Source organism: Mesorhizobium sp. WSM4845, assembly GCF_055811455.1.
The window spans coordinates 17,371-30,073 of the sequence record NZ_JBVVQA010000010.1 but is presented as its reverse complement, the minus strand read 5'-3'; the positions used below and the strand labels follow the sequence as shown (position 1 = coordinate 30,073).

The 12,703-nt window shown below is 61.9% G+C and carries 15 protein-coding genes and 1 pseudogene; 6 read left to right on the top strand and 10 right to left on the bottom strand.

Features of this window, described 5'->3' with window-relative positions; all coding sequences use genetic code 11:
* Nucleotides 1-2: 2 nt before the first annotated feature.
* Entirely contained in the window at nt 3-149 is a 147-nt protein-coding gene (locus AC0L2C_RS13800; protein WP_287237477.1) for a hypothetical protein, read from the top strand.
* A gap of 210 nt (nt 150-359) precedes the next feature.
* Entirely contained in the window at nt 360-1,919 is a 1,560-nt protein-coding gene (locus tag AC0L2C_RS13795) for a BCCT family transporter (protein ID WP_473523580.1), read from the top strand.
* A gap of 112 nt (nt 1,920-2,031) precedes the next feature.
* Here AC0L2C_RS13795 and AC0L2C_RS13790 read toward each other — a convergent pair whose 3' ends face one another.
* Both AC0L2C_RS13790 and AC0L2C_RS13785 read right to left on the bottom strand, forming a co-directional pair.
* A complete protein-coding gene (locus AC0L2C_RS13790; RefSeq protein ID WP_473523579.1) occupies nt 2,032-2,367 on the bottom strand; it encodes a hypothetical protein in 336 nt (111 codons plus the stop codon).
* Nucleotides 2,368-2,544: 177 nt separating this feature from the next.
* Nucleotides 2,545-2,776, bottom strand: a pseudogene (locus AC0L2C_RS13785) (sulfite exporter TauE/SafE family protein); the annotation flags it as partial.
* A gap of 168 nt (nt 2,777-2,944) precedes the next feature.
* Between AC0L2C_RS13785 and AC0L2C_RS13780 the strand changes: the two are divergent.
* Genes AC0L2C_RS13780 through AC0L2C_RS13765 form a run of 4 tightly spaced genes read left to right on the top strand, consistent with a single transcriptional unit; the run spans nt 2,945 to nt 5,404 of the window.
* Nucleotides 2,945-3,391 carry a thiosulfate oxidation carrier protein SoxY gene (locus tag AC0L2C_RS13780; RefSeq protein ID WP_473523578.1) on the top strand — a complete coding sequence of 149 codons (447 nt, stop codon included), beginning with the start codon at nt 2,945-2,947 and terminating at the stop codon, nt 3,389-3,391.
* A 16-nt stretch (nt 3,392-3,407) separates the two neighbouring features.
* On the top strand, nt 3,408-3,734 hold the full coding sequence (gene soxZ, locus AC0L2C_RS13775) for a thiosulfate oxidation carrier complex protein SoxZ (protein WP_287237484.1): 327 nt from the start codon (nt 3,408-3,410) through the stop codon (nt 3,732-3,734).
* Nucleotides 3,735-3,788: 54 nt separating this feature from the next.
* Nucleotides 3,789-4,139: a c-type cytochrome gene (locus tag AC0L2C_RS13770; RefSeq protein WP_236389845.1), complete on the top strand. Its 351-nt coding sequence runs from the start codon at nt 3,789-3,791 to the stop codon at nt 4,137-4,139.
* A complete protein-coding gene (locus AC0L2C_RS13765) occupies nt 4,136-5,404 on the top strand; it encodes an NAD(P)/FAD-dependent oxidoreductase (RefSeq protein WP_128182110.1) in 1,269 nt (422 codons plus the stop codon). Before AC0L2C_RS13770 ends, AC0L2C_RS13765 begins: the two co-directional genes overlap by 4 nt.
* A gap of 8 nt (nt 5,405-5,412) precedes the next feature.
* On the opposite strand, the gene AC0L2C_RS13760 is transcribed toward AC0L2C_RS13765, so the two are convergent.
* From AC0L2C_RS13760 to AC0L2C_RS13725, 8 genes are all read right to left on the bottom strand, one after another.
* Entirely contained in the window at nt 5,413-7,539 is a 2,127-nt protein-coding gene (locus tag AC0L2C_RS13760) for a heavy metal translocating P-type ATPase (RefSeq protein ID WP_473523656.1), read from the bottom strand.
* Nucleotides 7,540-7,595: 56 nt separating this feature from the next.
* A complete protein-coding gene (locus AC0L2C_RS13755) occupies nt 7,596-8,324 on the bottom strand; it encodes a sulfite exporter TauE/SafE family protein (protein ID WP_287228901.1) in 729 nt (242 codons plus the stop codon).
* A 25-nt stretch (nt 8,325-8,349) separates the two neighbouring features.
* The gene (locus AC0L2C_RS13750; RefSeq protein WP_023798301.1) at nt 8,350-8,472 is read right to left on the bottom strand and encodes a hypothetical protein; all 123 of its coding nucleotides are present in this window, start codon (nt 8,470-8,472) and stop codon (nt 8,350-8,352) included.
* Between the two features lie 153 nt (nt 8,473-8,625).
* Complete coding sequence (locus AC0L2C_RS13745) at nt 8,626-8,850, bottom strand: hypothetical protein (RefSeq protein WP_023718671.1); 225 nt, start codon at nt 8,848-8,850, stop codon at nt 8,626-8,628.
* Nucleotides 8,804-8,998: a hypothetical protein gene (locus AC0L2C_RS13740; protein WP_084833660.1), complete on the bottom strand. Its 195-nt coding sequence runs from the start codon at nt 8,996-8,998 to the stop codon at nt 8,804-8,806. The genes AC0L2C_RS13745 and AC0L2C_RS13740 overlap by 47 nt, the downstream gene beginning before the upstream one ends.
* Before the next feature lie 3 nt (nt 8,999-9,001).
* Nucleotides 9,002-10,666: a cbb3-type cytochrome c oxidase subunit II gene (locus AC0L2C_RS13735; RefSeq protein WP_473523577.1), complete on the bottom strand. Its 1,665-nt coding sequence runs from the start codon at nt 10,664-10,666 to the stop codon at nt 9,002-9,004.
* A complete protein-coding gene (locus AC0L2C_RS13730; protein WP_473523655.1) occupies nt 10,663-12,105 on the bottom strand; it encodes a cbb3-type cytochrome c oxidase subunit I in 1,443 nt (480 codons plus the stop codon). The genes AC0L2C_RS13735 and AC0L2C_RS13730 overlap by 4 nt, the downstream gene beginning before the upstream one ends.
* Before the next feature lie 127 nt (nt 12,106-12,232).
* Nucleotides 12,233-12,697, bottom strand: coding sequence for a c-type cytochrome (locus AC0L2C_RS13725; RefSeq protein WP_023798298.1), 465 nt, complete (start codon nt 12,695-12,697; stop codon nt 12,233-12,235).
* Between the last annotated feature and the right edge of the window lie 6 nt (nt 12,698-12,703).

Here is a 12,703-nt window from a genome sequence, read left to right as displayed (position 1 = left end):
GCATGTGGCTGATCAAGGGCGCCGGCTATCTGAAGCGGGCTAATGGCGTGCTGCGCGGCCCGCGCATCGGCACCGCCTTCCAGGGCACGCCCTATGACCATGCGGGATGGACTGCCGCTCTCCGGCAAGGGCGGGTTCCTCCGCACTAAGCAGCTGCTGCGCGATGGTCGATGTAGTCGAAGCGCGGCCGACGTACTTTCGAATGTGTCGGAACTGGGTCGCAACGAAGTCGCGATTGAGCCAGCTAACGCAGCGTCATTCAATCAGTTTTACCACGCGAACCGCTCTGTCGTTCCAGCCAGAAAATGCTTGAAAAGCCGGCCGCGCACGATGTTCCACGCAAAAATGGGAGTGAGCGGATGTCCATAACAGGCACCCGGAGTGTAGACTCCGGCGTATTTTGGCCGGCTGTCATCATAGCTGGCGGCTTTGTGCTTTGGGGCGGCCTCGCTCCTGACAGTCTCGCCACAGTGGCGACAGCGACCTTGAATACGATCATCAAGACATTCGGCTGGATGTTTGTCGTTTCGACGGCGTTCTTCCTGATGTTGGCTGTTTTCCTGGCGGTTGGCAGGTTCGGCAAGATCAAGCTCGGGCGAGATGACGAAAAGCCTGAATTTTCGACCGTGTCATGGGTCTGCATGATGTTCAGCGTCGGGATGGGCATCGGCCTGATGTTTTGGGGAGTGGCCGAACCGGTCTTCCATTTTGGCGCGCCACCGCACGGAATGGCGGAGCCGCAGTCAAGGGAGGCCGCGGTCGTGGCAATGCAATACGCCTATTTCCATTGGGCGCTGCACCCGTGGGCGATCTACGCGGTTGTTGGATTGGCGCTTGCGTACTTCAGTTACAGGCGCAACCTGCCGACTTTGATGTCGAGTGCCTTCCAGCCTCTGCTCGGTAACCGCATCCACGGCCCGATCGGCCGGGCGATCGACGTCCTCGCAATCATCGCGACACTGTTTGGAACGGCCACTTCGTTGGGACTTGGCGCTCAGCAGATCAACAGCGGGATGAACTTCCTCTGGAATACCGGCGAGTCCGCAACAATTGCACTGACGATTATCGCGGCATTGACCGTTCTATTCATCCTGTCGGCGGTTTCCGGGGTTGGCAAGGGCGTGCAATTCCTGAGCAACCTGAACATGGTCATTGCTCTGCTGCTCCTGCTCTTTCTGGCGATCATTGGACCGACCGTGTTCATATTCGACACGCTGATCGAATCGCTTGGCTACTACCTCAGCGACCTGGTCTCGATGTCGTTTCGCACGGCAGCATTCAGCGACGGAAAGTGGCTTGGCAGCTGGACCATCTTCTATTGGGCCTGGTGGATATCCTGGGCTCCCTTTGTCGGCGTTTTCATAGCTCGGATCTCTCGGGGCCGCACAATCCGCGAGTTTATCGTTGGCGTGTTGCTCATCCCCAGCGCTGTAACCTTCTTTTGGTTCACCGTCATGGGCGGAACTGCACTTCACTCCGAACTGATGGGATTGGGCGGACTTGTCGAAGCCGTCAACGAAAAGGGCGCTCCAGTATCGCTGTTCGCGCTTCTTGCCCAATATCCGGCCACCACGCTGACATCGACCCTTGCGATGTTCCTGGTTGCAATATTCTTCGTGTCGGGAGCTGACGCGGCTTCCGTTGTCATGGGAATGCTCTCTTCGCGCGGAACTCTTCACCCAAGGTCCGGGATCGTGGTTCTGTGGGGCATTTTGGCCGGAGCCTCTGCTTGTGTGTTGCTGGTGATGGGTGGCTTGGCTGGGCTCCAGACTGCATCCATCGTCGCGGCCGCGCCGTTCCTCCTCGTGATGGTTGGGTTATGTGTGTCGCTGTGGATGGGACTTCTTGATGATATCGAAGTCCACGGGCGGTTTAACGAATTGGAGGCTGCTCCCACGGTCCCGACGCAGCCGGTGTGAACTCCGAAAGCAACAACGTTGCTCGGGCTTGTTCCGCGCAACTTTTGGTAGCAAAGTGCGAGTTCGATACGCGCGCTGGAACGTCCACACATGGCGCGTCCGAGCCGGCCGGTCAGACCGGCCGCACCAGAACGTGTTTTTTCTTGCCGAGCGACAGCTTTACGACCTGTTCCGGACCTAGATCCTCAAGCGTCACCAACCGGCGATCGTCGGACACGGACTGGTCGTTCAGCCGCACGGCGCCGCCCTGGATGTGTCGCCGCGCCTCGCCGTTGGACGCGGCAAGCCCGTGATGGCGAGCGAGGACGGACGCGTGGTCGGCGTCCATCGCAATACCGGGGAGCGCAACGGCAAACGGCTGGATGTGCTCTGTTGCATTGTCTTCGACATCAAGAATGGCAAGGTGATTGACGGCCGGGAGCACTTCTACGACCTCTACGCCTGGCATGCGTTCTGGGCTTAGCCTCGCGAGTTATCGGGCGGCACGCGAGACTGCCCCGGGGTCCGGCCCGGATGGGTCAGCTCAGGGGCGCTACTTGCTCGTTGGGACGAGACCAACGACCGCTTCCCACACCCTAACCCGTCCTTTTTCAGCCTTATCATGAATGTCGCGGAGGCTTGTAAATCAGACATTGCGCTGGCGCGGTTCGAGCGCTCCAGTTAATTCGAGCATCTGATAGCCGGCCAAGAGTGTGATCAGAGATCCGACAGCCCAAGAGCGTCCTTTCCCGCAATGCCTTGACCATCTATCCCGACAGCGGTGCCGCAATAACGCCTCCAGCGATCAGGGCGGCGACCGAAGTTGGGTAGCCGCAGAATCCGCCGGCGTGCTCCCAACGGCCGGTAAAACAGAATGCATTGGTTTAAAGGGCGGCCATGGGCACTTCCGCGAGATTGCTCCCAGCGGTTGTTGGTGCTAAATTTGGTAGAAGCTGCCGCACTGATGTGTCCGAGTGCGCCGCCTGCCGCCGCCGATGCGTTCTTAGAGTGGCCTAAAGAGGTGGCAGGGTTTGGAGACCGGGACGATGAGCTTGACGCGCCGCGATGTGTTGATCGCCGGGAGTGTGGGGTTTGCCGGGGTCGCGCTCTTCTCGCCGCGGAGCGCGCGTGCGAACGATGAAGCGTTGGATCTCATCGAGCAGCTCACCGGACGGACGGCCACGGTGTCGGATCGCCTTCACCTGATAATGCCGACGGACTTCCCGACCGGCTACACCGTGCCCATGACTCTTTACATCGACAGCCCCATGACCGAGGCCGACCATGTAAGGCAGATGCGCGTGTTCGCGCCGCGGAACCCGCTCATCGAAGTGGCCAGTTTCCACTTCGTCCCGCAACGCAGTCTGCCCCGCGTGTCGACGCGCATCCGGCTTGCCAAACCGCAACACGTCGTCGCTGTCGCTGAAATGAATGACGGCATTTTGCTGATGACCACGACGTGGGTCCGTGTCGCCACGGATGGCTGTGCCTGAGGATCGGAGAGAGACTGTGACCACCGCGACACCACGCGTGATCGTGCCAAACGCTGCGGCGAAGGGGGAGATTTTTCAGGTCAAGACCATCATCAGCCATGAGATGGAAACGGGGCTACGCCATGATGATCAAGGCAATGTAATCCCGCGCAAGATCATCAACAAGTTTGTCTGTCGCTACAACGAAACTGTGGTGTTCAGTGTCGATCTTCACGAGGCGATTTCGGCCAACCCGTTCTTCGAATTTTCCTTGCGCGCGACGGAGAGCGGCCGGCTCGATTTTGTCTGGGAAGAAGACGGGGGTGGCGTCTATATGTTGTCGCACCAGTTCACGGTCGGTTGAGGTGTCGACGCAATCGAGCTGCGCGAATTATAGCGTGACAAGTTGAGTGGGAGCGTGACCGGAAAACTGCGAAACAGACGGGTATTCAGCATGCGCCCCGTCGCGAGATCTGCGATTGCCACGGGCCTCGTGCTGCTCTTCAGCCAATCCGGCGCGGCGGCGGGGCCCGATCAAGGCGCTCAACTCGCCGCAATCTGTGCGTCCTGCCATCGTCTCGATGGCGGCGGCACAGGCATTCCCAGCATCATCGGGCTTGGTGAGGAGAGGCTTACCAACGCCCTGCTTGCCTACCGGGCGAGCGAGAGTCCAAATCACATCATGCACGTTATCGCGCTGTCGCTCAGCGACGAGGAGATCGCGAGCGTCGCGCGCTATGTCGCAGCGCAGGGAAGTAACCCGCGATGAAATCCTGGACTCGTCGCGAGTTCGGCCGCCTCACCGGAGCAGCGTTGTTAACGGCGCTCAACCAGCCGAAGGCGCGGGGCCAGGCCAAGGCGCGTGTCGTCGTGATCGGCGGCGGCATCGGCGGCGCAACGGTCGCCAGATATCTCGCCGCCAGCGCCACGGCTATCGAGGTGACCCTGGTTGAACCGCGGCAGAGCTACGCGACCTGTTTCTTCAGCAATCTCTATCTCGCCGGGCTGCGCCCGTTCGAATCGCTCAGTCATGGTTATGAAGCGCTGGCAAAACAAAATGGTATCATCGTCATTCATGAGTCCGCCGCGGCGATTCACCCGGCGGCGAAAACCGTTGCGCTCAACAACGGTTCAAAGCTCAGCTACGACCGTCTCGTTGTCGCGCCAGGCATCGCATTCAGGGATCGGGCGCTTAAGGGCTATGACGAAGCGGCGATGGAGATCATGCCGCACGCCTGGAATGCAGGACCGCAAAGCAAGCTGCTGCGCCGGCAACTGGAAAGCATGGAGGACGGCGGGCTGTTCGTGCTCGTTGCTCCGCCGAATCCGTTTCGCTGCCCGCCCGCCCCCTACGAGCGCGCTTCCCTCGTCGCATCCTATTTCCAGCGCCGCAAACCCAAGGCCAAAATTCTGATCCTCGATGCCAAAGACAGCTTCAACGCGCAGGACCTGTTCCAGGACGCTTGGAACCGCCACTATCCGGGAATGATCGAATGGCTACCGGCTCAGTTCACCGGCGGGGTCACGGCAATCGACGCGAAGACCCGGTCGGTGATCACCGCGGGAGCTACATTCAAGGCCGCGGTGGCCAATGTCATCCCGGCGCAAATGGCCGGGCGCTTGGCGCAGCAGGCGGGGCTCGCCAATCGGTCGGGCTGGTGTCCGGTCGATCCGGTCACCTTCGAATCGGCGCTGCAGCCCGGCGTCCATCTGGTCGGTGACGCGATCATCGGCGGGGATATGCCGAAATCCGCCTTCTGCGCCAACAGCCAGGCCAAAGCCTGCGCCTTTGCCATCGCGGCCGATCTCACTGGATCAGCGCGTTTCCCGGCGCATTTGTTCAACACCTGCTACACCTATCTCGCCCCCGACGATGCGTTCAGCAACGCCATCAGCTTCAAGCCCGTCGACGGGAAGCTCAAGAGCGTCATCAGCTTCGTCAGCAAGGTCGAGGAAAGCTCCGAGGTCCGCCGGCAGGCTGCGCGCGCGGCGGAAGGCTGGTATGACGCCTTCACGCACGACGTGTTTGGCTGAAACGAAACTCAACTCCGCTCGACGGCCGGGCCGGCCATTGCGGAAATGCCGGCGCCATCGTGGGTACGCTGCGACTTGGTGCCGGATCGTTGCTCCGGGATCAGCGCTGGAACAGGATCGGGCAGCCGCTCCAGCCGCAGCGAATTCACCACCACGAGAATGCTCGAGCCGGCCATGACCGCCGCCGCAAGGATTGGCTGCAGAAGTCCGAATGTTGCGAACGTCAGGGCGACGAGGTTGTAGCCGAACGCCCACATAAGGTTGGTCAAGATGGTCCTGCGGACCGCACGGGCCACGTCGACGATCCAGGGCAGCATCCACAATCCGTCCGCAGGGAGCACGAGCGCTGCAGTCTCGCGGGCGAGATCGGTGGCGGAGCCGACGGCAATACCGACATCTGCGGCGGCCAGGACCGGCCCGTCATTCAGTCCATCGCCGACCATCGCCACCGAACCGTGGTCATGGCGGAGCCGATCCAGGGCCAGCCGTTTGGCCTCCGGCGAAAGGCCCGCTTGGACGTCCTTGATCCCGACCAGAGCCGCGATCCGCTCCGCCGCTTGCGCCAAGTCGCCGGTCAACAGCGTGGCGTCGAGCCCGCGCCCACGCAGGGCCGCGATCGCGGCATGCGCCTCGGGAAGCGGTGAATCATCGAGCGACAGCACGGCGTGAACCTGCTCGCCCCAACCGACATAGACCACCGAATAACCGCTCGCCTCCAGCGACCGCGCACGCTCAGTCAGCGACGGGGGAAGCGGCCAGCCCAGATCATTCATCAATCTGCCGTTCCCTGCCGCTACGGGCCGGCCTTCGGCGCTGCCGCGGACGCCACGGCCGGGAACCGCCCGGACATCGCGGGTGACGAGCGGCGTGATGCCGCGCTGAGCGGCGGCTGCCGCGATGGCCCGCGCCAGACCATGCTCGGAAAGTCGCTCCAGACCGGCGGCGCGCGCCAGCACTTCGTCGATGCCGACCTCCTGGCAGTCGACGCCGACGAGACGCGCTTTGCCCGCCGTCAGAGTGCCGGTCTTGTCGAAGGCGAGCAACCGGACACGCGCGAGGGTCTCAAGCACGCCGGGGTCGCGGACAAGGCAGCCGTGCCGTGCCAACCGGCCGATGCCGAGTGATGCCGCCATCGGAGCAGCGAGGCCGACGGCACAAGGACAGGCAACCACCAGTACCGAGAGGCCAATCAGCAACGCCCGATCGAACGGCAATGACTGCGCCCAGTAAACGATCGTCAGCCCGCCGAGGGCGAGGACGAGCGGCACGGACACGCCAACGACGCGATCGGCAAGGCGCTGGGTTGGACTGCGACGGCCCAACGCTTCGCGCACCGATCGGCAAATCTGTGCCCAGCGGGTTGCAGTTCCGTCACCGCTGCTTTGGATCAGGAGCGGGCCGTCGATATTGATACTGCCGGCAATCACCATGGAGCCGGCGCCCTTGGTCACTTGCCGGCTTTCTCCGGTAATCACGGCTTCATCGGTGTTCGATTCCCCCTCGACAACCACGCCGTCGACCGGAATGCGCTCGCCTGGCCGGACCCGCACCAGCATGCCGGCCGATACCTCTCGCACCGGACGGCGGATCTCTGCCGCGCCATCGACCACGGTCGCGCTCTCGCTTTCTGCAGCCAGAAGAGGTTCGAGGTCGCGCGCCGCCCTGGCGCGGCCAACAGCCTCGAGATAGCGGCCAACGGTGAACAGCATCAGCACCATCACGGCGGTGTCGAAATAGACATGCGTGCTGCCCTCGAACACGGCAAATGCTGAATAGAGGTAAGCGGCAGCGACGCCAAGCACGATGAGTGCCGACGACGTCACCCGTCCCTGAATGCCATTGAGCCACATTTCGCGCAGATAGGGTCCGCCGAGAATCACCACCGCCGGCGTCGCGAAGATCCAGAGCAAAAGGTGAATCCACGGCAGCACGCCCGCATCGACGCCGGTGAACGCGTCCGAATAGAGGAGGAGGCTGAACATCATGATATTCATGGAGAGAAAGCCTCCCACGCCGAGCTGGATCAGAAGCCAGGCCGCTTCCCACTCTTCGCGTCTGCCGCTCTTCACCTGAAAGGCGATGCAACAGCCGTAGCAGCAGAACGCGCAAGCCTCACCGTTGAGCCTGCGCTCCATCGGGCGCAGGCCGACGGGCAGCGAACAATGGCTACAGAGGAGATCGCCATGCGCAGTCATGCGGGATGTCCGCCCAGCCAGGCAAGGCCGATATGCGCACCGGAAGGCAGGAGACCACGGCCGAGCGTGATGAGACCGAGCAAAAGAATAAAGCCACCAGCCAGCCGCACGCCGCGCCGCCGCCAGGCTGGCCCGAGTATCCGGCCAACGCCGCCCATCATCAACATCGCGGGGAAGGTTCCCAGTCCGAACCATGCCATGACGAGAAACCCGGGAAGCGCTCCGGCGGTGCTCGCCGCCTGGGCGGCGAAGGCATAGACCAGGGGACATGGCAGGAAGCCGTTGAAAACGCCAAAGGCAAGCGGCGCGGCGCTGCTCCGGGCAGTCAACAGACCGCGCAGGGACAATGCAAATGTGCTGCCGCCAAATCCGATCGCAAGGCGATGAAAGACCTGCAGCCAGCCGAAGAACTGCAATGCCATGGCAATCATGAGCAGGCCAGCGACGATCGCGAGAATTCGTTGGGCGGTGTCGAGAGAGCCGTTCAAGAGCGGCGCCGCCGTTAGACCTTGCGTGGTGCAGATGACCTGACCGATCGCACCCGCGAGCCCGCCCAGAAAGCAATAGGTTGTCAATCGGCCGGTATTATAGAGCAGGTGGCGAAGGACGGTTGCGCCTCCGCCTCGCTGATCGCGGCCCAGCGCGCAGGCAAAGCCGCCGCACATGCCGATGCAATGAAAGCTGCCTGCAAATCCAGCGGCGAAGATCACGAGGTAGTAGATCATTGGCGTTTTCGCCGCGTCCGCGTCGCTATTGCCGCACAAGATAGACAAGAAAGATGATAAAGCCGACGGTGCAGCCGCCATAGATGAGGAAGCCGAGCATCTGTGGCAAGCCGGCGTCAGCGAGCTTGAAAACCGTGTCCTGTAGCATCCGCTGCTCCTATGTCAGCCGAAATAAAGACGAAGCACGTTTACCGCCACCTCGAAAGCCAGGAAAAGGAGGTTCAATGCGGCGACCCCAAGGAGAATTTTGGCTACCAACATCTCCATCACTCCTGCCTTACCAGCTCTTGCGACAGTCTTCTTAGAACAGACGGCCGGGGCCGAGCCCGCCCCAATAAACATACATGTAATACAGCCCCCAGGCGAACAGCAGCACGTAAACGACGAGAAGCCATAGCGGAATGAAGCCCACACGCGCCTGTATCAGGCCGCCGGCATAGTCCTCTAGTTCAGGGTGCGAGCTTTGACGTACATCCAGTTCAGGGTGCGTCGGGCTCTCCGGATCGCTGCTCTGCAGATCGCTCATTCTCCATCTCCCTTTCAAAAAACCCGTTGGCGGCTTTGTCGGTGCCGCTCAACGCGCCGGATAGGACGCCCCAGATGAACAAGAACAGGGCCGCCAGGCTCATCATCATGGCGCCCGCATACGGTCCGGTGACTTCAAAACCGAGCATGCGCTAACCTCCTGCGGGTGCTTGTTTCTCGCCAGGCGGCGCTGGCGGGCCGGACGCCGGCACCGACGGATCGGGCACATAGGCTCGCTCAGGCTTGTCAGCGACCAGTTCCAGATCGTTCAGCGCCGCGCGGGCCTCCTGCTTGATCGACAGCGGCTGCAGCGAGAGCGGGTCTTTATAGGCGGAAAGCGCCACCACGAAATAGGAAAGTGCCCATCGGTCCTCGTCCGGAAAGGAATCCCGATAGGACGGCATCGGCGTGCCGCTGAGGCCGGTAGTTATCGTCCGGAAGATGTCTTCGACGGCCGGGCCAGACTTGAACTGGCCGCTGGTGAGGTCGGCCGGCGGGGTGGCGAACCCGATATCATCCTTGAGGCCGGCAGCCTTCTCGCCGTCGCCCTTGCCGCCTTGGCCGTGGCATTCCCAGCACTTCGCCACCTGCCAAACCTCCTTGCCACGGTCCAGCATCGTCTGGGACGGGGTCGGCGGGCGCCCGATATACAACGGTGGGCCAGGCGGCTCCTCGACGAAGAAAGCGTAAGGACTGGCGGGGTCGGAACGGTCAACCGCCAGCTCATACTTGATGTACTGGATCACCGCCAGCCGATCGTTGAGCGGCAGTTCGTACCAAGGGGGCATTGCCGTGCCGCGGATGCCGCGAGTAATGGTGCGCAGCATGTCCCCGTCCGTGGGCAGGGGCTCCTTTGTCAACCTAAATTTGAAGACTGCGGACGTGAAGTCCCTGGGCCGCTGGTTAAACATAAAGGTGGCGGCCGGCCCGTTGCCGTCGCCTTTGGCACCGTGGCAACCGATGCAGCGGCGCTCATAGACTTCCTTGCCATAGGCAATCCATTCCTCGGAGCGCGGCATCGTCGCATCCATGACCTCCAGACTTTGCGGCTCGAAAAGATCGCGCCATTTACCCCGGTTCGTGCCGAGCTTCTGGACGTAGGAAACGAGCGCCGCCAGCGATTCCGTCTCCGCCGCGATGCTGACGGTTTCTCCTGTGTATTCATCATTCGGCGTCAGGATGATCGGCTTTCTTTCGCGCGCCTTCAGCGGCACGAACAGCAACCCGTACGCATTCGGCGTCAGCTGGATCGCTTGCTGGCTGTCGAAGTCGAAAAGGCCTTCGGTGACCTCTGTCCTTTCCAGGGTCCGACCGCCAGCGCCGTCGTCAACGATACGGACGGCTGCATCGGGCTCGTGGAAGAGACCGCGATACGGCGCCATTATCGAGTCCGGCACCAGCATCCGCGGATTGTAGAAGTGCGCCAGGTGCCATTCGTCGCTGTATTTCAGGCCGACGCGCGTCAGGTCCGGCCCGATCCGGCGTGTGCCTAACAGGTGCGGCACGTCATAGGCGTATTCGCCCGCCTCGCTGACCGGTCCCCAGCGGCGGATCTCGCCGGTCACCGGCCGCACGAATTGCGAATGGCAGTACCAGCAGCCTTCGCGCAGGTAAATGTTGCGGCCGCGACGCTGCTGCTCGGTGTAGTCCGTCGCCTCTGAAACCGTCCATTTCAGCTGGCCGAAATCCGTGCGCACCACCGAGGTCACGCGCGTAGTTCGCGAGGACGGCTCCACGAAGGGCAGCACGCCCTGCGTGATCACCGCAAGGGTGATGCAGAAGACGCCGGCGAACAGCGCGAAGAAGCGAACGTTCACTGCGCAGGCCCTCCCGCCGGGGCCGGGGTAGGCGCCTCGACCGACCCGCGGACGCGTCGCGCCTCAGCCGCCGGACTGGTCAGTGCGGTCAGCATCAGATTCACCACCAGCAGCGACATCCCGATATCCATGCTGATGCCTGCCAGGGTCCGCGCCAGCCAGTAGGGCTTCACCCAGACGAGCGAGTCGAGCCATTCGACCCCATTCATCCATTGATAACCCTGCTGCAGCCCGCCCGCTGTGAGGACCAGGCCCATGGTCGTGATGCCGACGGTGATCAGCCAGAACGACCAGTTGCCGAGCTTGAAGGACCAGAGTTCGCGCCCGAACAGTCGCGGCCAAGTATAGACGAGGCCCCCCATCGCCCATACGACGAAGGTGCCGAACACGGTGAGATGCGAATGCGAGATGACGAAATCGGTGAAGTGGGTCGGCTGCTGCAGCTGCCGCAGCGCCTCGGTCGAGCCCTGGAAGCAGCCGACGAGATACATGAGCGAGCCCATGATCAGGAACTTCGCCGGCAAGTTCCTGCCGAACTCATGCCACTTGCCCATCATGGTGCCGAAGAAGTTCACCAGCACCGTCCACACCGGAATGATCAGCAGCATCGATGTGACGACGGCCAAGGTCTCGGCCCAGTCCGCGATCGGGCTGTAGAGGTAATGGTGGATGCCGACGAACGGGTAAAACAATGCCAGGGACCAGAAGCCTACCAGCGAGAGCTTATGGGCATAGAGCGGATTTCGCGCGCTGATTGGCAGGAAATAGTAAATGATCACGTAGCCCGCGGGCGTTAGCCACAGGCCGACGATGTAGTGGAGATAGAGGCCATGGAAGGCGGCGCTGTTGATGCCCGAGATCGTGTACGGCAGGATGAAGCTTCCAAGCACGAAGTTCATCGTCGTCCACACGAAAGTGGCGATCAAGTACCATAGCGCGACATAGATCGCCGGCTCGAGCCTTCGACTGATCGTGATCAGGAATTGCGCGGTAGCAACAGCCACTACGATGAAAAATGCGACCTTCGCATAGAGCGGAAACTCTCCGGCTTCCAAACCGTCACTGTCGCCGAACAGCAAGCCGACCAAACCGGCAAGCGTTGCGACGTTCCAGACCCATGCGAGAAGAACTGACCACTCCGACCATATTACCCGCACCCCCGACAGACGCGGCACGAGATAGTAGCAAAGGCCGATGAAAAGCGTCGAGAAAGCGCCGAAGATGACACCGTTGACGTGGACCGGGCGCAGCCGGCCGAAGGTGAGCTCGAGATTCCCCGATCCGAGATAGTCGGGGTAGTTGAAGGTGCTCGATATCAGGACGCCGACGGATGGCGTTACCATCAGCCAGAACATGCCGAAATAAAGCCAGGTCCGCACGACCCGGTTGTCGACCAGCGCATCCAGGTCCACATTCGCGAACTTGCCGCGCAGCTCCATCCCAGTCTCTGCCAACGCATAGACCTCCCCGCGCGGTCCCCGGGCCGCACGACTGCTTCAACCCCGCCATCGAGGTGTCGCCCCGATGGCGCGCTCCCGTGAAGCCGAGCCCCGGCTATCGACGAGACTAGTACTTGCCTGGCACCAACACCGAACCGGTGTTCGACCAAGTGATGTACGCCTCGAGCGCCTTCATCGCCTCCGATTCGGGATCGATCTTCTCACCCTGGTTCGGTTTCTCGATGCACCAGTTGATCATGTCGCGCAGTGTCGCGAATTTGGCCATCGACTGCTGGAACTTCGGGAACGCATGCGGGTGGGTATCGGAGGCCATCGGATGGCACATGGCGCAGGCCCACCCGGTGGTCGAAAGCTTGACGCCCAACTGCTCCGCCATCGCCGCATCACCGTGGAACAGGAGGTCTCCCTTCCTGACCTCCTCCATGAACGCCTCTTGATAGAGCTTCAGCTGCTTTGGCGTCACCGGGTCCTTGTTGGCACTGGCCGGGCCGACGACGACGGCAGCTGCGACGACTGCTCCGGCGACGGTGGAACGCCTCAGAATGCAGAGGAATGTCGATGTGTTTATCATAGCCAT